The sequence below is a fragment of the Paenibacillus sp. NAIST15-1 genome (assembly GCF_001894745.1).
GTDB lineage: Bacteria > Bacillota > Bacilli > Paenibacillales > Paenibacillaceae > Paenibacillus_B > Paenibacillus_B suaedae.
This window is the reverse complement of record NZ_BBYF01000002.1, coordinates 440,253-462,028: the sequence shown is the minus strand read 5'-3', so window position 1 is coordinate 462,028 and position 21,776 is coordinate 440,253. Positions and strand designations below refer to the sequence as shown.

The 21,776-nt window shown below is 46.6% G+C and carries 17 protein-coding genes and 1 pseudogene; 4 read left to right on the top strand and 14 right to left on the bottom strand.

The genetic code is table 11. The annotated features are described in order from the left end of the window. The first annotated feature begins 10 nt into the window (after positions 1-10). From PBN151_RS05800 to PBN151_RS05785, 4 genes are read left to right on the top strand one after another with little or no spacing between them, the layout of a single operon-like run. Positions 11-781 (top strand): GH25 family lysozyme, encoded by a 771-nt coding sequence (locus PBN151_RS05800; RefSeq protein ID WP_072728072.1) that lies wholly within the window; start codon positions 11-13, stop codon positions 779-781. 4 nt (positions 782-785) lie between these two features. Beyond that, entirely contained in the window at positions 786-1,265 is a 480-nt protein-coding gene (locus tag PBN151_RS05795) for a phage holin family protein (RefSeq protein WP_083544971.1), read from the top strand. Positions 1,266-1,282: 17 nt separating this feature from the next. Beyond that, entirely contained in the window at positions 1,283-2,002 is a 720-nt protein-coding gene (locus PBN151_RS32415) for a peptidoglycan DD-metalloendopeptidase family protein (RefSeq protein ID WP_072728070.1), read from the top strand. 19 nt (positions 2,003-2,021) lie between these two features. After that, the gene (locus PBN151_RS05785; protein WP_072728069.1) at positions 2,022-2,411 is read left to right on the top strand and encodes a hypothetical protein; all 390 of its coding nucleotides are present in this window, start codon (positions 2,022-2,024) and stop codon (positions 2,409-2,411) included. A 98-nt stretch (positions 2,412-2,509) separates the two neighbouring features. Here PBN151_RS05785 and PBN151_RS05780 read toward each other — a convergent pair whose 3' ends face one another. From PBN151_RS05780 to PBN151_RS05710, 14 genes and pseudogenes are all read right to left on the bottom strand, one after another. Then, on the bottom strand, positions 2,510-3,505 hold the full coding sequence (locus PBN151_RS05780; RefSeq protein ID WP_072728067.1) for an AAA family ATPase: 996 nt from the start codon (positions 3,503-3,505) through the stop codon (positions 2,510-2,512). A 450-nt stretch (positions 3,506-3,955) separates the two neighbouring features. Beyond that, a pseudogene (locus PBN151_RS05770) lies at positions 3,956-4,531 on the bottom strand (AAA family ATPase); the annotation flags it as partial. A 307-nt stretch (positions 4,532-4,838) separates the two neighbouring features. Then, the gene (locus PBN151_RS05765) at positions 4,839-7,556 is read right to left on the bottom strand and encodes a transglycosylase domain-containing protein (protein WP_083545041.1); all 2,718 of its coding nucleotides are present in this window, start codon (positions 7,554-7,556) and stop codon (positions 4,839-4,841) included. Positions 7,557-7,763: 207 nt separating this feature from the next. Beyond that, on the bottom strand, positions 7,764-8,003 hold the full coding sequence (gene hfq / locus PBN151_RS05760; protein WP_005549853.1) for an RNA chaperone Hfq: 240 nt from the start codon (positions 8,001-8,003) through the stop codon (positions 7,764-7,766). A gap of 50 nt (positions 8,004-8,053) precedes the next feature. After that, entirely contained in the window at positions 8,054-8,995 is a 942-nt protein-coding gene (gene miaA / locus PBN151_RS05755) for a tRNA (adenosine(37)-N6)-dimethylallyltransferase MiaA (protein WP_021253934.1), read from the bottom strand. Next, entirely contained in the window at positions 8,988-9,779 is a 792-nt protein-coding gene (locus tag PBN151_RS05750) for a class I SAM-dependent methyltransferase (RefSeq protein WP_072728063.1), read from the bottom strand. The genes miaA and PBN151_RS05750 overlap by 8 nt, the downstream gene beginning before the upstream one ends. Before the next feature lie 56 nt (positions 9,780-9,835). Beyond that, positions 9,836-12,184, bottom strand: a complete 2,349-nt coding sequence (mutL, locus tag PBN151_RS05745; RefSeq protein ID WP_072728062.1) for a DNA mismatch repair endonuclease MutL — start codon at positions 12,182-12,184, stop codon at positions 9,836-9,838. A gap of 42 nt (positions 12,185-12,226) precedes the next feature. Next, positions 12,227-15,013, bottom strand: coding sequence for a DNA mismatch repair protein MutS (gene mutS, locus PBN151_RS05740; RefSeq protein WP_072728060.1), 2,787 nt, complete (start codon positions 15,011-15,013; stop codon positions 12,227-12,229). 75 nt (positions 15,014-15,088) lie between these two features. Continuing rightward, complete coding sequence (locus PBN151_RS05735; protein ID WP_072728058.1) at positions 15,089-16,756, bottom strand: putative amidoligase domain-containing protein; 1,668 nt, start codon at positions 16,754-16,756, stop codon at positions 15,089-15,091. A gap of 259 nt (positions 16,757-17,015) precedes the next feature. Beyond that, complete coding sequence (locus tag PBN151_RS05730) at positions 17,016-17,576, bottom strand: outer spore coat protein CotE (protein WP_021253939.1); 561 nt, start codon at positions 17,574-17,576, stop codon at positions 17,016-17,018. 124 nt (positions 17,577-17,700) lie between these two features. Beyond that, entirely contained in the window at positions 17,701-18,687 is a 987-nt protein-coding gene (locus tag PBN151_RS05725; RefSeq protein ID WP_028533063.1) for an aromatic acid exporter family protein, read from the bottom strand. Positions 18,688-18,854: 167 nt separating this feature from the next. Continuing rightward, a complete protein-coding gene (locus PBN151_RS05720) occupies positions 18,855-19,712 on the bottom strand; it encodes an ABC transporter permease (RefSeq protein ID WP_139295276.1) in 858 nt (285 codons plus the stop codon). Further along, on the bottom strand, positions 19,690-20,490 hold the full coding sequence (locus PBN151_RS05715; RefSeq protein ID WP_072728056.1) for an ABC transporter ATP-binding protein: 801 nt from the start codon (positions 20,488-20,490) through the stop codon (positions 19,690-19,692). The genes PBN151_RS05720 and PBN151_RS05715 overlap by 23 nt, the downstream gene beginning before the upstream one ends. A gap of 38 nt (positions 20,491-20,528) precedes the next feature. Then, positions 20,529-21,533, bottom strand: coding sequence for an ABC transporter substrate-binding protein (locus tag PBN151_RS05710; RefSeq protein ID WP_072728054.1), 1,005 nt, complete (start codon positions 21,531-21,533; stop codon positions 20,529-20,531). Positions 21,534-21,776 lie beyond the last annotated feature (243 nt).

Genomic DNA, 21,776 nt, shown 5'->3' with positions numbered 1-21,776 from the left:
AGGGATTCATTTGCAATCTCGTAACAAAGCAAATCTGATTGGTATTGATGTGTCTCATCACAATGGAAGTATCGATTGGAACAAAGTTATCGCTGATGTTAAGTATGTATTCATCAAAGCATCCGAAGGGGTTGGTTATAAAGACCCCAATCTTACCCTGAATGCAACTGGTGCAGAGAAAGTGAATCTACCAAAAGGCTTTTACCATTATGCTCGTCCTGAAACGGGTAATAGTGCAAAGTCAGAAGCACAATCCTTTGTGGATTCTATTAAAGGATTTAAGGCTGAACTTCCCCATGTTCTAGATTTGGAGGGTGCTGCTGCAAACCTAGGAAAAGAGGCTTTAACAAAGTGGGCAGTAGAGTGGCTTGAAGAGGTTCAAAAACTCACAGGACATAAAGTCATGCTCTATACTGGAGCAAGCTTTGCAAAGACTTATTGTGGTACTGCTCTGGGTAGGTATCCTCTTTGGGTGGCTCACTATGGTGGTGTTGACACTCCAATGAATAATTCTATTTGGTCTAAGTGGGCAGTTTTTCAATTCACAGAGACAGGTAGAGTCTCGGGAATCAATGGTAATGTTGATATTAATGTCATGGAGGTTGAGTTTATGAATGACAAATCTAAAAATGACTGTAAAGGTCATTGGGCTGAATCGGCGATTAAAGAAGTTATTGAAGCAGGTATTATGAGTGGTCGAGGCAATGGATTTGAGCCAAACTCCCCTATCACTAGAGCTGAAGTAGCTACGATTGTGAGTCGCCTTCTGAAAAGAGGATAGTTAAATGAAGTTTCTAAACAATATAGTCAACGAGATGTCATACTCTTCAACGCAATTGTTCACCAATATTTCAGCGGGGTTTGCAGCGGTAATGACTTATTCCTTTGGCAATGATCCTCCACTTGCTTTAAAGATTTTATTGATTATGATTGGTGCCGACTATGTAACTGGAATATTAGCTTCACTTGCAGAGAAAAAAGGGGTAAATAGTAAGGTTGGCTTCAAAGGTATCTTGAAGAAGGTTTCAATGGTGCTTGTTGTTTTCATATCTCATAAAATTGACCTGCTTCTTGCTGCAAATGGATTAATTATGATGGGTTCTATATATTTCTTCATTAGTAATGAGCTAATATCATTTGCTGAAAATGTTGGTCGAATTGGTGTACCGCTTCCCCCTGTTATTAAAAAAGCTATTACTGTCTTACAGGAGAAAAGCGAAAGTGAACCTGAATTTGAAGAGAATAAAAACAAAAAATCAAAATAATGAGGAGTTTTGAAAATATGAGTATTGACTATAAGGATTATGGATTCATTCGTATCACAAGCCCTTATGGTTGGAGAAAGAACCCTAGTGGTGCAAATAATAAAGAATGGCATAAGGGAATTGATCTAATTAAAAATCATAAGTCTCCTATTCATGCTTTTATTGGTGGAACCGTTAGACACGCAAAAGAGGGTGTTCCCAATAGCGGACTTGGAAACTATGGATTGACTGTAGTCATTGAAGATAATAAGGGCTCATATCACCTTTATGCTCATTTGGATAGCCTTTGTGTCTCTGTGGGTCAATCTGTAAAGTTAGGCCAGCAGGTAGGCACACAAGGAAATACAGGAATGTCATTCGGATCTCATCTTCACTACGAAATAAGATTAAAGAAAGCACCAAGTTTTGGATTGGGATCTGATACAGATCCTACACAATATTTAAATGATTGGTTTAAAGTGAATCAAGAACCTACAAAAGTACCTGTTTATGTAGAGAATGAAAAATGTAGTGATGGATTGTTGATTGATAATGTTACATTTGTTAACGTTCGAGATCTTGCTGAGGCATATGGTGGAAAGCTTGAGTGGAAAGACAAGATCCTCAAAGTTAATGGAACGATTATTGGTAGTGCAAGACTAATTAACAACTCTAATTATGCTCCTGTTCGCGATATTGCTGCTATTTTGAAGGCTACTGTACAATTGAACGGTAAAGAAGTAAAAGTACATAAATAGGATGTGAGAATTAAATTATATGGATAACTTAATTATTATTAGTGTAGTCACACTAGCTTTTGTAGTGGGATTATTTGTCGTTCCTTATTTATCGAAAAAAGGTATGCTCACTAGTGGTTTTCTTGGTAGCTTTGGTCGTTCAACCTTCATTGCTAAAGTTTTATTGCGCACATTAAAGCTTGATGAAGGCAAAGTCGATAAAGTTAATGCCGTACTTGATATTGCAGACATGGCTGTTGATTATGTTAATAAATTTGTAGTCATTAAAGATAGTGAAAACACACAACAAATCACATTGGATGCTATAAAAAAGGTTTTGAAGAAATTGGACATTAAACCGACTGAAGATGAATTGGAATTGATTAAGATTATCGTTGAAGAGAGTCTTAACTGGCATGATAGGAGATAATGAAATCCCTCTTTCATCATCTTAAACGTGTTTTAAATATGTATCCACACCCCCTCTTTTGCTTCATATTGAGGGGGTATTTTTTTCGCAAGAACAAATCAAATAAAATTCGGTATGTTTATCCGTCCCATGTCTTCATTATCTTCATTACCTTTGATAATAAAATCCTCATACGTTAGATTACGCAAGCTGTTTTGAGACAACTTACCTTTATTATTTCTAATTAACCTAACAGCCTGATTTCTTATTGCCTTTTCAATCAAATTTCTAACGAAGCGACCATTACTAAAATTGTAGTCTTCCTCTTTTTCTTTAGTTATGAGCTCTTTAATTTTAACAACCGCTTCAGGAAGAATTACATATTCCCTCTCTAATGCCATTTTATACGCCATCTTTAGAAGTTCATCCACTGTAAAATCAGGGAAATCAAGATGAATCGCAAACCGTGAAGGTAGTCCAGAATTAGTCTGCAACATTTCATCAAGTTCATTCCTGTATCCTGCAATGATAAGAATAAATTCATTCTTATGATCTTCCATGAGTTTTACCAGACAATCGATACATTCTTTCCCGAAGTCTTTTTCTCCTCCTCTAGCAAGGCTGTACGCCTCGTCAATGAACAATACCCCTCCAAGTGCCTTCTTAACCACCTCACGCGTCTTCTGCGCTGTATGACCGATGTATTCGCCCACAAGGTCGGCTCGATGTACTTCCATGAGATGCCCTTTGCTTAATAAGCCCATTGTCTTAAATAGCTTTGCAAGTATTCTCGCAACACTTGTTTTCCCAGTTCCGGGGTTCCCTTTGAACAACATGTGATATACTTGTTCGTTTACCAACATTCCCTCGTTTTTGCGATGCTGATTAATCGTGAGCATAGCGTAGATCTGAAACACTAAATCTTTGACTTTATCTAAACCAATTAGATCATCGAGTTCTTCAAAGATTTTTGTATACTCCTCTTTATGATCGTTACTACTATCTTGAACAACTGGTATTGAAATTATTTCGCTTCGATGTTCGTTTTCTTTAGTATTAAAAACTACGCTCACTTTACGGTCTCTTGTCGTTATAGATCTATTATCAGAAGTCATGGTATCACTTCCTGAGTATTAGTTCATTGCATCTTGTTCACTTTTCTAATCTTTGATAATTAATGACGGCATAACCATGTTCTTTTAGTGTAGTTCGAACGTGCTGTGGAACAAACCCATAATCACGATATATTTCAGTTAACGTCTTTTTCTGATTGTAGTGTAAATCGTATATTGTCTCAAAATCTCTCTTACGATTTAGTCGGGCACGTTCCTTCAGCGATATTGTAGTTAGATTGTATTTACGAAATAAAGTTTTTATGTCCCACCAATTACATTCATACGTTTTAGCAATATCATCAAAAGAAGCTAACTTCTTATAGTATAAAGTCTTCATTTCCTCAATTGCTTGTTCAAGTCTTCTCCACTTCTCTGAGTGTTCGTTCTCATTTCTCTCTAACTTAGGGAGTTCTTTAGATTCGGAAACATAAAAACCCAAACTCTTGTGTTTACCAAAGTATCAATTGCTTCTTTTCCGAAATCTTTTTCTCCGCCACGGGCCAAGCTATATGCCTCATCTATAAACAAAATGCCACCCATTGCCCTTTTAATTAAATCTCGCGTCTTCTGTGCCGTATGTCCGATATATTCGCCAACCAGATCAGCCCTCTCTACTTCGAGCAAATGCCCTTTGCTGAGCACTCCTAGCTGCTGGAACATTTTCGCCATGATCCTGGCTACAGTCGTCTTGCCCGTACCAGGATTGCCCTTGAAGATCATATGATATACATGTGATTGGCAGATCAACCCCGCATCCTGCCGTCTACGATTCATCTGTAAAATCGCATAGAGCTCATAGGCAATGTCCTTCATATGCTTCAAGCCGACAAGTCGATCAAGTTCTTTGCGAACCTCGCCAAATGGCCCATCCTGTGGGACAGCCAAGCTATCCGCTGCTGCTTCTCCATTTGTCTGATTTGCGGCTGTCTCCTGATTGGATTGCTCCACAGGTCGCAGCACGACATTTATTTGACGAGACGGACGTGCATTTCCTTCGGAATTTGCCGCTCGAAGCCTAACATTCATGCTTGTCACCCTTTCGACGTTCATCCTAATCATGTTTCCTCACAACACTGAACACAAATAGTCGATGTTCCAATATATTCTATCGTCTGACAGGTTATTAGCAGTTTCGTTACTATAGCTATTCCTGAGCATGATTCATATCAAGGGGAATTGCAATCCGAACATGGATACATACTACGTCACAAACATAATCACAAAAAAAGTGTGCAGGAACTCTCTCCTGCACACTATGCACATCGCCTTACGCTACCTTATGTGGATGAAGAACACCGCTATTGCTCACGGTTTGCACGGTCTATTTCTTATCTTAAGCAGCCTTATTCGAATTCTTATTCTGCTTGTGATTCATTATCTTCCCAGTAACAGATTGAATTTCTACCGAAGAATCCTCTGCCCCGTTGCCTGCAGACTTATCTTTGCTGCTGTTGTCTTTATCCTTCTGACCGCCAGAGTTAATAATGCGATCCGACCCTTTCGTTCCGAAGCTATTCATTCCCGAAGTTCCATTCGTCGCATTGGAACCAGACGTATCTGTAGATCCTGAAGAACCATCCCCACTAGATGTCCCTGTAGAATCGCCGTCTCCATTGCCTGTACCATTATCGCCTGTTTCCGGCTGATTATTATTCGAATCTGGATTTTCTGGTACAGTTGGCGGTGTCGGCTCTTCCGGGTTCGTAGGCTGTTCCGTTGTCGGCGGCTCAACGACCGGTGGATCTACTGCCGGAGGATCAATTGGCGTTTCCGGTGTCTCCTCCTTAATCGTGACGGAAGATTGATTCGATCTTCCTGACTCTTCGGATGCATTTACCGCTGTAACATAGTACGTGTACGTTTCTCCAGGGAAGACACCAACATCTTCAGCGCTGTTGCTCTTCAAGCCTTTGAGCAGCTGTGTGAATGTGTTGTCCTTAGAAGACTTCCGATAAACATGGTAAGAAATATTATCACCAGATACGCTGTTCCAGCTCAGTGCCACACTCTTTGTATTCTCAGAGTACGATGCACTCAACCCGCTAGGCGCCCGCAGTTCTTCCGGCTTTTGTTCCACTTTATCCGGCTTCTTGAAGGAACCCGACTTCTTGCTTTGCAGCGCCTTACCCATAACCTCGCTGAACATTTTCGATGCTCTGCGGCTGCTCTCATGGACAAGGTGATTTTTGTCAGTCTTGTCATACCCCATCCAGACAGCTGCTGTCCATTCTGGCGTATATCCGACGAACCACGCATCACGGTCGCCCTTGCCAGTGTAGCCTGGCACAGAATACTGCGTCGTACCCGTTTTACCCGCAACAGTACGACCACTGATTTGTGCATTTTTACCCGTACCATTCGTAACGACTTCGCGCATCATTTCAGTCATATAGTAAGCCGTTTTCTCACTCATGACCTTTTTGCCTTTCGGCACGTGATACACATAATAGTCATTGTTTTTGCGGTCTGTAATCTTTGCAATCGCATAGGCATCATAATAATTCCCTCCGTTAGCGAATGCATTATAAGCCTCTGACATATTGATCGGAGTAACCCCGTACGTCATCCCTCCCAATGCGATTGACAAGTTATAATCGTCATTCGTCAGAGGGAAGCCGAGGCTTTTCGCAAATTCAAACCCTTTTTTCATTCCAATTTCATTCAATGTCCATACAGCAGGGATATTGATGGAACGTCTAACCGCTTCCGTCATCTCTACTGATGTCGTATAGCCCCCAAGGTTCGTAGGACAATATTTGCCGAAGCACTGCTTCTCATTGCTCAATTTCGACCACGGGAAGTACTTGCCCGTCTCCAGCGCTGGCGCATAGGACACGATTGGCTTGAAGGACGATCCCGGCTGACGCTTTACAGTAGCACGATTCAATCCTTTGCGAGCATAATCCCGCCCACCTACCATCGCGATGATGGAGCCATTGCTATGATCTGTAATAACCATTGCGCCTTGCATTTTCGTATCATCCGGGCTCTGCTCGAACATATCGTCATTGTTGAACGCATCGTACATAATGCGCTGAGCATTCGCATCCATCGTCGTATAAATGTGATATCCTCCGCGATACAGCTCATCCTCGGTAAGACCCGTTTTCTCAGTCGCTTCCTCTACCATGTAGTCAATGAATGCGTTGTATGCTTCATTTTGCTTATCCTCCGACTTAGCCGCGTGCCCCGACATTTTCGGATCATATTCCACCGCTGCAGCACTCTTCGCCTCTTCAGCCGTAATATAGCCTTGTTCATACATCAGCTGAAGAACAACAGCCCGGCGTTCCTTCGATCGCTCTGGACTCGACAGCGGATTATATCGGGATGGCGCTTTTGGGATAGCTGCCAAAGTCGCAACTTCCCATAGCTTCAGATCATTCAAGTCATCCTTATTGAAATACACCTTAGCAGCAGCTTTAAGCCCATACGCACCTTTACCGAAGAAGATCCGGTTTAAGTACATCGTAATTATTTCGTCCTTCGTAAAATGATTCTCCAACGAAAGCGCAATCGACACTTCCGTTGCCTTCCGGAAGAACGTCTTATCACTCGTCAGGAACATATTTTTAGCAAGCTGCTGTGTAATGGTACTTCCGCCTTCTGCAAGGCTTCGTGACACAACGTCCTTAACCATCGCACGCCCAATTGACCACAGATCGACCCCGGAGTGCTCCTTGAAGCGTCTGTCTTCCGTCGCTATGAAGGCATTGCTAACGAATTCCGGAATATCTCTTGGCTCCGCAATCTCTCGATGCTCTATGCCTTTACCAAGCTTAGCAAGCTCTGTACCATTCACATCGTATACAGTGGATACCTCAGCCAGCTTGAACATATCAGCATCCTTGTATTCACGCATCAGCCGCTCCCCGTTCAATAATACGAACAAATAACCGCCAACGGCACAGAACACGGCAAATGCCGTCGTGAAAAACATAAGCCAAAACGTCTTTTTCCAAGTCCATTTCTTTTTCTTCTTAGCTTTGCGCTTAGGATTTCCATGTGCCGGTGTGCGCGTACGTTGAGTTGATTCTTTTTCTCTCGTCATCTGCAATCCGACTCCCTTTATTCCTTTGATTGTCTCTCTCTTCATACCTTGTTGAGATACGATTGAAGCATATCCCTCATACTTATACCCAATATGACTACGAATGAAAAGAACAACCCTTCAGGGTTGTTCGGCAGCGACTATATTCCATTAGACGTGATGGAGGGGCAAAAAGTTTCATTGGCAATCTGCCCCAATCCATCTAATTTACGCCTCGTTCTGATGATCTTGCATCAGGGATACGTTACGTTGTGGCGTGAATGTGGAAATGGCGTGTTTATACACCATTTGTTGACGTCCCTCGCTATCGATGACAATGGTAAAGTTATCGAATGCGCGAATGACACCACGAATCTGGAATCCGTTCGTCAAATATACGGTCACTGGAATGCTTTCCTTGCGCAATTGATTCAAAAAAGTGTCCTGAATGTTAATAGATTTATTCATCGTCCGTACCCCCAATAATCATGAGATTGTGTTGAAATATATTCAACCTGTTATCGAAACTTTCCTGCTATGAGCTTACAAATTTGTTCAAATTGTTGATCTGCACAATCTGATTCTGTGACATCAACCCAGTGAATATCCTTCATGTGCCGGAACCAAGAGAGCTGGCGCTTCGCAAATCTTCTTGTATCGCGCTTAAGCAGTTCAACGGCAGCATCGAGTGACATGTCACCTTCAATATACGCTGCGATTTCCTTGTAGCCAAGGCCTTGCATCGATACGAGATTTCGCGAGTAGCCCTGTTCGAGCAGCCGGCGAACTTCTTCCACCAGCCCCTCCTCCATCATCATATCAACTCTTGCCTCTATTCGTTTATATAGCATCTGCCTATCCATTGTCAAACCTATGATACACAGATCGAACGGCGACTCCTTTTTCTGACGGCCTAATTGCTTCGAAAATGGCTCGCCTGTAAGATGATATACTTCCAAGGCTCTAATTACTCTGCGCTGATCATTGGCATGCAGTTTGTCAGCAGTTTCCGGATCCACTCCCCGCAAGCGCTCCAGAAGCGCTTCTGCACCGTGAGAAGCTGCAAATTCCACCATTTCTTGACGGAATGCTTCATCTGCACCGTGTTCACTGAATTCATACCCGTAGCATACTGATTCAACATAGAGCCCAGTTCCCCCGACGATAAATGGGGTATGATTGCGGTTCGCGATCTCGTCGATAAGTGTCCGGCACTGAAGTTGAAAATCAGCGACCGAATACGGCTCATCGGGATCTAATATATCCATTAAATGGTGTGGAATGCCCTCTCGCTGCTCTACTGGCAGCTTAGCTGTACCAATATCCATTTGCCGATATACCTGCATACTGTCACCGGATATAACCTCACATTGGAATTTCTTAGCCAAGTCAAGACTAAGCTTCGTCTTTCCAACCGCAGTCGGTCCAATGAGTACAAGCAGCCTCGGTTTATTACTCATCGTTGCCTCCAGCAATGTCAATCACCCCATATGCCAATTTCGCTCCGGATGGTAACACACGGGTGAATCCTAGCCGGGCAAATTCTTCGCTGTTCTTTACTTCCTTCATGACCACTCTCTTGCGCGCCACACGGCAAGCTTCCGCAATCGCTTCATGCGTCAAGGCTTTATGGTTCGCCATCGTACGCAGCGGATCAATCGATGCCGAGCTTGTAACGGGAGAGCGGAACATCGGATCAAAGTATACCACATCGACGGAACGGCTTGGCAGTGAACTGAGCATGCTTAGATGTTCAGCCTGCTTCATCACAATACGGCGCATCGCTCCCGTAACCTCGTCCACACCACTCTCATACAGCTGCAGCCCTTCGTGCACAAGCGCAAACAGTGATGGCTCACTCTCCAGCGCTGTAACCTTCCCATTGGGGCCTACCGTGACGGCAAACACCAGAGAATCCCCTGCTAGGCCTGCCGTACAGTCTAACACCTCATCGCCAGGCGCAACACCACTCGCTGTAATCATCCCGTCCGCATCTCCGGACAAAATCCGCTTCGCCCGCACATAGGCCATACTCGGATGATAAGTCAGCTCCGTGACCCCTAACTTCATATAGCGGACACAATTGTTGAGATAGACGAGAAATTCATCGTCGCCATATCTACGCTGCATACGAGGCAAGGTCTGATCGCGTCGTTCAGCATAGAACCATCCGAACAGCTTGGCCATCTTCCGAGCTCGCTCTTTAAGCTCTGGTGACGTATACTCGCCTGTCGTGACTATCATTTGCTCCTCCTCATTATATACGCTGTGGAAAGGGAATTACAAATCCCCAGCTATTCTTACATTACCCGCTTAAACATTTTCTCCAGATCGTAAGTTGTAAATCGAATGACGATCGGCCTGCCATGCGGACATGTAAATGGCTGGCGGCATGTTCCCAATCGGACGAATAGCGTCTCCGCCTCAGCTGCTGTCAAGCGCTGATTCGCTTTAATCGATGCCTTACAAGAGCACATCGTCGCTGAGGCCTCTCTTAATTTCGCAATATCGGGCGCCTTCTCGCTCAACACCCAGTCCGTCATTTCTTGAATAATATCCGTTTCTTCCCCTTTAGGGAACCAGTATGGATGGGAACGAACTAGGAATGTTTGGCCCCCAAATGGCTCCATGACGATCCCGACCTGCTCCAGCAAATGCATACGGGATCGAATCCGCTCCGCATCAGCAGGGGTAAACTCTAATGTGATCGGCAGAAGCAGCTCTTGAGAGGCTTCTACCGGCTTGCCGAATCGCTCAAAATAATATTCATAATTGATTCGTTCATGCGCTGCATGCTGATCAATTAAATAGAGCCCCTCTTCATTCGAAGCGATCAAGTATGTTCCGTGCAGCTGACCAATGTAAGAAAGTGCTGGGAACTTCGGCAATGCAGCGTTGTCCGTACTACCTTCCTCCGTCAGCCATTCCTTCCATTTCTCCGCACCGGCCTTCACTGCGGCTTGCCCTGCTTGCTGCTTAGCATTCGAATAAGGATTCGAATAAGCACTCGTATTGGAGCTTCCCGCATTGCGGCTACCATAAGAAGGAGACGTCTCTCGAACTCTATCTCTCTCCTCTTGACCGTTTGCAATCGATGCTGTCTCTGCATCATAGGAAGTTGATGGAGTCAATTCGTGATCCACAGCTTGCTTGAGTTTCGCCGGACTGTCTACGGTGTCCTCGTTACTAGAAGTCGATTCAGAGGACTTAATAGCCACTGGATCTGCACTTGCAGCTACAGCCAGCTCATCCTCGTTCTTGCGACCTATCTCTTGCAGTTGTTGCTGCTCCGTCTTCTTCTGTTCTACCGAGCCACTTAGTGCAATAGAATCAATAACGGATTCATTTGGAGGTTGCAAGGCTTCTGGAGCAACACGAGACATTTCGGCTGCTGCGGTCTGATTCCATTTCCCCGTTAGTTCAGGTTGTCGCTGCACGTTAGGTTGATGGGATGTTTCAGCATTGCTTCGTGACTGCTCCCGATCTTCCTTCGCTAATTGCGCGGCAGAGGACGGATCAGACTCAATGACTAGCGCCCCCATTGGCTTTAATTGCTTCTCTTGATTGGCCGCTATCGTCTCCGCAGCTTCCCATTGAAGCTCTGCTTGCTCGACATATGTTCGCACCTTCGCCTTCTTCGGAGCCGCTTCAGGAATAAGACGCTGCTTATGCAGCAATTGCTTCACGGTCTCTTCGATGAATGCGCACAACTCTGCCTCTTTGCTGAAGCGAACTTCAAGCTTGGCAGGATGCACATTCACATCCACGAGAGAAGGGTGCATCGTCACATGAAGCACGAGCATCGGGTAGCGATTGATCGGCAAGAACGTATGGTACGCACGAAGTATCGCTTGATTCAGCGGAAAGCTTCTGACATATCTGCCATTGATCATCCATGACATCGCATTGCGGTTTGAGCGCGTTAATTCAGGCTTGCCAATATAGCCTTGCACCTCGAAGTCCAAGTGTTCTCCCTTGACCTGCAGCATCCCTTTCGCTGTCTGGACGCCATATACAGAGGCAATAACCTGCAATAAGTCTCCATTGCCAATCGTTTGCAGCAGAGTGTGCTCATTATGCTTCAAGGTAAACGCTATACTTGGATACGATAACGCCAAACGATAGATGAGATCAGAGATATGCCCCAGCTCCGTCTGGATTGTTTTCATATACTTTAACCGTGCAGGCGTATTATAGAACAGTTCACGTACCGTAATCTCCGTCCCTTGCATGGACTGTGCGGGCTCATATGATTTGATCGCACCGCCTTCAATAACAAGCCGCCTGCCTAACCCGCTAGATTCTGTCGACGTTACCAACTCTACCTTGGCAACAGCCGCAATACTCGGAAGTGCCTCTCCTCGGAACCCTAGACTGCGAATCGAGAATAGATCTTTCCCTGTCTGGATCTTGCTCGTCGCATGCCGCAAAAAGGCATTTTCCGCATCATCATCCGCTATACCGGAGCCATTGTCTTTTACTCGGATGAGCTGCAGGCCCCCTTCTTCAACGGATACATCAATACGTGTAGCTCCTGCATCTATCGAGTTCTCAACCAGCTCCTTCACAACCGATGAAGGACGCTCCACTACTTCGCCTGCGGCAATCTGGTTGGCAATGTGCTCGTCCAATATTTTAATAATTGCCATCTCTCACACCTCCTTAACTCTCGATTTCTCATGCTCTATTCATTAGGATTCACGAGTAATTTCACGTGCCCGCTTCATCAGATCATGCAGTTGATTCATTGCTTCCAATGGAGTCATTGACATCACATCTACATCTGTCAAAGTGCCGATGAACTCCTTCATTGCTATTACTTCAGCACTGTATTGAACGGAATGATCCGGCTTCTCTTGCTGTGCCGCTTGATGGGTCTCGGCAGTACTTGCCATACTCATGACAGATTGCTCGTCATCTGTCTGACTGTCTTGCAAAGGCTTCACATGCTGTGTAGGTGACTGAATGGGACTATCCGCAGATACCGCAGTCTGATCCCATCCGAATAAGGACAGCTGTTCCACATGATTGACAGGAAGCTCTTGCTGCGAACTCGAAGGGGATGCATGTGTTGTCCCTTCACGATCCGTTGTCTCATACTGCTTCAACAGGTCGTATGCACGATTAATAATTTGATCAGGGAGACCCGCAAGACGTGCACAATAGATACCATAGCTTGTGCTGGCTGCGCCTGAAATCAACTTACGCAGGAAGGTAACTTGATTACCGCTTTCCTGCACGGCCATGCATACATTCTTCAATCGTGGCAGGCGATCCGCCATATGCGCCAATTCATGGAAATGGGTCGAAACGAGCGCCTTACAGCCGATTCGATCGTGGACATATTCCACTACAGCCTGTGCAATGGACATCCCCTCACTCGTTGATGTGCCACGACCCAGCTCGTCAATGATGACCAAACTGCGGCGCGTTGCCTTCTCTGTCATCACCTGTATATCCATCATTTCCACCATAAACGTACTCTGACCGCCAATTAGATCATCTGCAGCTCCAATTCTCGTGAAGATCCGATCGACAATCGGCATAGACGCTCGTTCAGCTGGAACGAAGCATCCAATCTGCGCCATGATCGATATCAGGGCTACTTGACGCATGTACGTGCTCTTACCTGCCATATTCGGCCCTGTTATGAGCAGCATCGTCTCATTCTGCTCTGTCAGCTCGGTATCGTTCGCCATGAAGTCTCCACCCTGCATGACGGCCTCCACAACGGGATGGCGTCCCTCAGCAATATGCATATCCAATTGCTCCGTGAATGCCGGACGAACATATCTCCTAGCTGCACTGACTGCAGCGAGTGATTGGTAGACGTCTATTTCAGCAACTGCTTCTGCCAATGCCTGCAGGCGGCGAATCTCGCCTCCAATGCGCTGACGCAGCTCGCTAAAGCGCTCGTACTCCAAGCCGAGCATCTTATCCTCAGCCTCGAGAATTAGCGCTTCCTTCTCCTTCAATTCAGGCGTTACGAATCGTTCTGCATTCGCCAGCGTCTGCTTACGCTCATATCGTCCTTCCGGCAGGGATGACAAATTCGACTTCGTTACCTCGATATAATAGCCGAATACCTTGTTGTATCCGATCTTAAGCGACTTGATTCCGGTCGCTTCCTTCTCTCTGCGCTCCAGCTCAGCGATCCAGCGCTTGCCGTTCACACTTGCTTCTCGGAGCTGATCAAGATATTCATCGTATCCTGGCTTAATAAGTCCACCGTCACGTACCGATACCGGAGGCTCGTCCACCACCGCACGTTCAATCCAATCGTGGATATCTCCACATGCATCCAATTCACTAACAAGATTGTGAAGTGTTGCAGACGATGTCTGCACGCATAACTGCTTCAGCATCGGAATCTGACTCAGTGAAGACTTCAGTGCAACGAGATCACGACCGTTCGCCGTACCGAAGGCAATCCGGCCTACAAGACGCTCCAGATCATATACCGAGGACAACTGCTCACGCAGCTCTTCTCGCCATATGAGATGATGATACAGCGTATCAACGGCCTCTAAGCGCTCCTCAATGGCCTGCCGATTCATGAGCGGCTTGTCAATCCAGCGACGAAGCAGCCTTGCCCCCATCGACGTCTCGGTGCGATCAAGCAGCCAGAGCAGGGAGCCTTTCTTCGCACGCTCACGCACGGTTTCCGTAAGCTCCAAATTACGACGTGTAAAAGGATCTAACACCAGATATTGATCCGGGTCGTAAGTTCGAATATTCGTCAGCTGACTCAATGAGCGCTTCTGTGTTTCTTGCAAATACCCCATCAGCATAGCAAGCGCCTGCTGCCGCTCATCCTCAAGTCGAGTCCAGACGGCTTCGCCGAACTGCTGCCTTGCCAATACTTCATCCTTGCGGCTCCATTCGGTAAACAGAACAGAACGATTCCACGCCTTCGTAAGCGGCTCCGCCTCTTGCAGCAATGCAGGATGGCCAATAACTTCTGTCGGCATATAGACATTCAGCTCATCAATAAGCCAAGATTGCCCGATCGGTGCTGAAGTAACAATCAGTTCCCCTGTGGAAAGATCACAGGCAGCCAGTGCATTGCTGGTACTCCCTTGGGATAGACAGACTAGATAATGATTCGACTTATCGTCGATCAGCTTGCCTTCCATGACTGTGCCTGGCGTCACAATCCGGACGATTTCCCGGCGGACGACTCCCTTAGCTTCCGCTGGATCCTCCACCTGTTCACAGATGGCAACCTTATATCCCTTTTCAATTAATCTCTGAATATAATTATCTGCCGAATGATAAGGCACGCCACACATTGGGATACGATCCTCTGCACCGCTGCTGCCTCTACCCGTCAGTGTAATCTCCAATTCCTTCGATGCTTGAATCGCATCGTCAAAGAACATCTCGTAAAAATCCCCGAGGCGGAAAAACAAAAAGGCATCCTTAACCTGCTCCTTGATGCTCAAATATTGTTCCATCATCGGTGTCAGCTTCACCATAAACACCCTCCGATAACATAAGTAGAACTCTATTATATCAAAAAAAGAGCGGGGACTCACGCGCATTTCACGCAGTCACCGCTCACTCGATCCCAACCATGTACTCCGCAAATCCTCCTGCTCATCCCATATCCATTGTGCTCTTATGCGATGAGACAGCGCTTGAATAGCATGTTCGGCCTGTACCGATAGGCTATCATCTCTCCATTCATTCCTGCACTTCCTCACTTCTCTCAGCAAGTCGTCCATAAGCTCTAACGCCAGCATGCGCATAGGTTGTCTTCCCGCATCTGTGAGATAATTATCGCGCCTTGTCGGATAAGCATGGAATGCTTGAATCACCTCTTCACGCACACTATCGCGCCTAGTCAGCTTTGGATAAACCACTGCAACCGTACGGAATAAGGTTAGAACCTCTAATGTCAGGACCGGCGTCATAATAAAGCATGGAAGTGTTCGGTATTCAAATCCGCCCTCACCGCCATGATCATGTTCGCGCACATCCCCATACGTCCCATACCCTGGACGCCTCCTTAATGAACCCGCTGGATTCTCAAGAAGAGCCAGCGGCAGAGCTACATAAGTATCCAACGCTCTTATCAAGTCTGAGGTTAGCCAAATTCCACTAACATGGATATGCCCTCCGAGCGAGAATTTTCCTGCTGGATGCGATCCACCCAGCCATACGAGCTTGGAATCCTGCATGTGAGAAGCACGCTTCTCTGCAATGATACGGTCTGCAAGCTGCATAGCCCTGCACAAATGCTCCACAAGCTGGGCAGGACGCTCAGCAGGTTCCGGACGAAGCTCCATCAGAGGATAGATGACACGTCCTTGCAGACGCACCGCATCACAACCTGCGGCTCCACCCTTGGGTAAGTACCGAACGGCAGGGACGATCTTCTCGGCATGGGCATCATATAGAATTAATTCTACATCCATCCCAAGCTTCAGTTGTGTTCCCTTGTTCCGAATTCGTGAATGCTGTATTGTCTCCTCATGCCATGCTGCAGCATACCTCTCCCGTACCCATGATGGAATTCGCTGCGGTATAGGGTCGATATGCACGATTACATCACCCAACTGGGGCTCATCCAGCACACCCGCTGGCAAGTCTGTCATTCCCTCCACGGCAGAAGATGGTGTGCAGCGCAGCGTAACCGCAGCGATGTCCCAGCCTACTGCATATGCAGCTCGCAGAGCCAGCCGGGCAAGCCGGCGATAAGGCGGCTTGGACCAATCATCAAGCGCACGATACATGGGAAGACCCTGCGGAGGAGTTGAACTCTGTGCGGCAGCAACGATACGACAGCCATTGACCCAGAAGCATATAGAACGAACGTAATGCTGGCCCGAATTCGGCGGCAATTCATCTGCCCACGTAGCCCATTCGGCCACAGGCAACCCCCATAGCTTCAAGCGTTCACGCATGGTGCTTGAGCGCCAACTCGCAGCATAGCGATTGAGTACGATTGCGCCCTCTTCCTCCTGACGATCCACTACTCTCTCCGCATCCTCCCGATTCCGCTGTGCCATACTGCGTTTCCACCATACGATTAATTTCCCAAGCTCCTGAACAGCAATTGACCTAGCTCCGGCTCGCACATATCTCGTATTGGAGACCGCCTTCACTTTATACTGCTTCCACATGTTGGCGGCTTCCCGGTCATCCGTTATGACAACCACGCTATCTTCACAAGCAAGGTCTCGGCTCAACGTCGCCTCCCCCTTCGCATCCAGCATATATGATTACATCCTGATTAGATTCACATTGCAGCTATGAGGCCAACCAACAACATTACCTGAATTTTTGTTGCGAATCCAAAAAAAAGGAGGGCTCCCGCCCTCTACAATCTTTCCTTTACTGCATATCCTGTGGGTATATCATCAAGTTTGTAAGCACAGGTTTTGCAGCAGCTCACCCACCATGCGCATGTTGGTTGAGAGTATCCTCAATAGGAAATGAGAAACCGCCGCAAGCGGTCAGGGCCTGCGGCGATGATTACAACTCCTCATCCGTCAAGTCCGGTTCCAAGTCGTCGAAGCTCTCATCCTGAACACTAAAGTCAAAATCCTTGTCTTCGAAATCATTGCACCCGTCCTTACAAACGAGAACACATACCTTTGTCTCTGCAACCATTTCCACAACGAATTCCCGCTCAACACGAATAGTCACACCGCGTCCATGCGAAGATACACTAGCTTCAACGCAGTTCGGTTCCTGAACTGCTTCCGCAGATACCTCAACAGTGGAAGAACGATGCTTCGGATCAACATACGACAGCGGAACGAGATCTACATACGACACCGTTTCTTTCGCAACGTCAGTTTGGGAATTGTTGTCGTATGAATACCAGATGTTGATATCGTAAGTACCAATTACTTCAATGCCGTCTCCTGCCCGCACCGATTCATATTGATGGTTTATGAGCCAAGCCCCCAATATGCTTGTCGGATGATTAGGCGGAGAGACGGTATGTGTGACGACAGAGAACTTACGACCTTTGCCGCAGACTGCTTTCGTGATGATTTCCCGGCAGTGGTGTTTTTCTGTGTTTGCCATCCTGTGGACCTCCTCCATACAATCATTCAATTAAAGTGTATGCAGGACAGTCGTCTAGGGTGACAACAATTTTTTAAGAGTGAACGCATTTTTTGAGAGTCAACATATGCTGGCCTGACGCGGGTTACACGCCAAGTCGAAGTTGTTTCTTATCTCTTTTCGCTATCTTCAAATATTGTTGAAGCTCGCGAATTACTTGCAAGACGGCTGCACGCACTTCAAATTCTCCACGTGTAACAGGCAAATCCATTTGACGGAATACCTCGTCCAAATCATTCAGAAGCTGTTCTGTCTTGCCCGTATAATGCGGCTCCTTCACATCCTCGCTCAATTGATCGAATACATCTGCTACTAAATAGCACTGAGGGAATGATTGATACACTTGAGAGAGCAGCTGAAGGATTCCCTGCACATTTTCCAGCTGCGCCTTGCGCATGTAGAAATAAATCAGCCACTGCTCATCGGCATGAATATCATCCGTACGCATGAGTCGATTCTCCAATGCCTTCGAGGCAATAAAGATTCCTTCATTTACTTTTTCATCCGCATCAATAATTTCATGTCCATCCCATACATAGGTTGTATCCCTCAGATTGGAGCTAATTTGTGTGAAAATCAGGGAAAAGTAAGCATCGACTTCCTTCTTAATTCGGACAAGCTTATCCTCTTCATTCGGCATATACACCAGATTGACGACACTGGCTGCACCAAGTCCAATGGCCAACAGAAGCACTTCGTTCAACACGCCATGCAGCGTTAAGGTTCCTGCGCCATAGATATGGAACACAACGACTGAGCTTGTTACGATTCCTTCCTTGAAATTAAGCTTAGCGATAATCGGGAATGCAACTAATATGTATAAAGCCAGCACCCATAGCTCGAAACCGAGAAGCCCGAACAATAATGAAGCTAGCAGCAAGCCGACAACCGATGCCAGAAATCGCGCCGACACGGTCTTTATGCTGCGCTTGCGGGTAACATCCACTCCTAATATAGCTAGCAAGCCCGCCCCTAGCGGATTCACTGCTCCTGCAAGGTTAGCAACGATTATCGCCAATATTGACGCGATCGCTGTCTTAATGACACGAATACCAACAAATCCGAACACCATGTGCGAGTACGCTCCTTCAATGAGACCCTTATGTAATGTTATCTTCTTATGATACATGTTCATTATATCGACTCGGATGTCGTGTTGCAAAAAAAGAGGAATGCCATTCATTGGCATTCCCCTGTCACTCCATATACACTTCGGCAAACCACGAGAACATATACGGATTACGTACGATTCACGATTTTCCGCTCTACGAACGCAACTGCTTTATACATTAGTGTAGCCACAATTGCGATAATGACAAGCGATGACATAACCAGTGTAAAATTAAACACTTGAAATCCATATATAATCAAATATCCAAGCCCTACCTTGGATACAAGAAATTCACCAACAATTACACCTACCCATGCAAGCCCGACATTCACCTTCAGCGTGGACACGATCGCAGGAAATGAGGCCGGCAGAACGACCTTGCGAAATATCGTCCGCTTCCCGCCCCCAAATACACGGACAACCTTGATGTAATTTGGATCGACTTCCCGAAAGCTATTGTACACAACAATGGTTGTTATGATTACGGTGATGGATAAAGTGGTAGCCACAATGGCTGTAAATCCCGCTCCAAACCCGACGATGAACAAGGGGCCAAGCGCAACTTTCGGCATGCTGTTGAAGACAACCATGTACGGATCTAGCACTCGCGCAAGAAATTCTGACCACCAAATGAGCACGGCAAGCAGAGTGCCGAAAACAGTACCGAGTACAAAGCCTACAATCGTCTCACCTACTGTCATCCCTAAATGGGGCCAAATGGAACCGTTCATGACATCCTGCACAATTTGCGCGCCTACCTTGCTCGGATAACTGAATAACAGAACATCGATCCACTTCAGTCGGCCTGCTAGCTCCCAGAGCGCTATACAGGAGATTAGAATGATTAGCTGTGTCACCGTAACTGATGTTGACAGTGCACGTCTGCGTGCGCGATATTGCGCATAGGTCGATGCTACTAGCTCCTTCGTATTATCTGAGGGATGGGGTATGGGCGGTGAATCATCAAGATCCGAATGTCGGCTCATTGCTTTCCCTCCGATCTGACGCCTCAAGTTCCTTCCACAAGTCATGGAACAGATCATTGAATCCTTCCTGCTCACGTGCATAGAAGGGTTGGGAGTTGCGGATTGACTCTGGTATGACGAATGTTCGCCGAATGCTGCCTGGATCACGGTTCAACACAATCACCCGATCACTAACGGCTATTGCCTCTGACAGATCGTGGGTAACGAGAATGGCCGTCTTATTTCGTAGACGCAAAGTTTCCACGACCAAATCCTCCAATTGCAGCTTCGTCTGGTAATCCAAGGCAGAGAAGGGTTCATCCAGCAGCATAAGCTCCGGTTCCGTCGCAAGCGTCCTGACCAGTGCAACACGCTGCCTCATTCCGCCGGACAGTTGATGAGGATACAGCTTCTCTGTCCCTTCGAGTCCCATTCCGTTAAGCAGCTGAACAACTCTCTCCTTCATCTCAGGGGTTAACTGTTTTGTCAGTTCCAGCCCCATGCATGCATTGTCAAGAATCGATCTCCAAGGGAAGAGATAGTCCTGTTGAAGCATATAGCCGACATGAGATGAGGTACCGCTCACTCGCTGACCATATACATTTACATATCCGTAGGTTGGCTTCATCAGGCCAGCGATAATGGATAGTATTGTTGTCTTGCCGCAGCCGCTCGGCCCAACCAGACTAACGAACTCGCCCGGCATGATGGAAGCGGTTAGTTCATTTACTGCCAGCTTCGCTTCTCGATCTGTCACATAGACATGAGTCACACGGGATAGCTCTACTGCAGGTATCATTGAGGCGCCTCCCTTCGAATGAGCGTTATGGGCATCCGTCATTTCACCAGCTTTATCGCTTTCTCGGCAAATTCATTCGTAACGATCTGCTCGTGATGTACACGAGATTTCAACTCCCCTGCCGAATCTAGCACATCCAGCAGATTGTTCCATTCCTGCTCATCCAGGACTGGATCTGCGGCATACGATTGTTGTTCCTTATACCGCTTAACCGCACTTGCGACAATATCCCGGTCAGCATCCTTGAAGAATGGCAGAATAACATCGGTAATCTCTTCAGCGGACTGCTTCTCTACCCATTGCTGCGCTTTATAGATCGCATTCGTGAACTTCTGTACAGCATCCTTGTTCTTAGAGATATAGCTCTGCTTAGACATGAAGGCCGTATAAGGAAGCTTGCCGCTCTCTACACCGAATGAGGCGACAACAACCCCCTTGCCTTCTTTCTCAAAAATAGAAGCCTGCGGCTCGAATAGCTGTACATATTCGCCAGTCCCTGAAGCGAATGCTGACGCAATATTGGCGAAATCAATATTCTGAATGAGCTGCAGGTCTTTGTGTGGATCAATGCCATGCTTCTTCAGCGTAAATTCCCCTGCCATCTGAGGCATTCCGCCCTTGCGCTGTCCGAGGAATGTACTTCCCTTCAGTTGATCCCAATCGAAGCCGTCCTTTTTCTCACGGGCAACGAGGAACGTGCCATCTGTTTGCGTGAGCTGCGCAAAATTAATAACCGGATCCTCAGCCCCCTGCTGTGCAACATAGATGGACGTCTCTGAGCCAACAAGCGCTACATCAATTCCCCCTGAGAGCAGCGCTGTCATTGTCTTATCTCCGCCAGAAGTCGTCTGTAGATCAACGTCCAGTCCTTCCTCCTTGAAGAATTCCTTGCCAAGCGCCACATACTCAGGGGCATAGAATACAGAGCGCGTCACTTCTCCTACCTTGATCTTCACTAAATCACTGCTTGAACCACATGCACTAAGCACCAGCACAGCAAAAACTACGATGGCCAAGGTACCTATTCGCCACTTGTGTCTCATCCGATATCTGTCCTCCTTATCTGGAATGGGTATACCATGGAACCTGTTCGTACTCTTCTGAGTCAATCTGCTCGACCCATAATCGCGTAAACTCTTACCTAATTGAACCTGCCCTGTTGTTCGGTTATTGCATTGTATGCATCCATTACTGAAATGGTTATTCGCCCGACCCTAATCAAATGGCAACGCTTGAAAAAAGCTTATCCTCCATCGTTGCGATTGAGGTGCTCCCTGCCGCCGAAT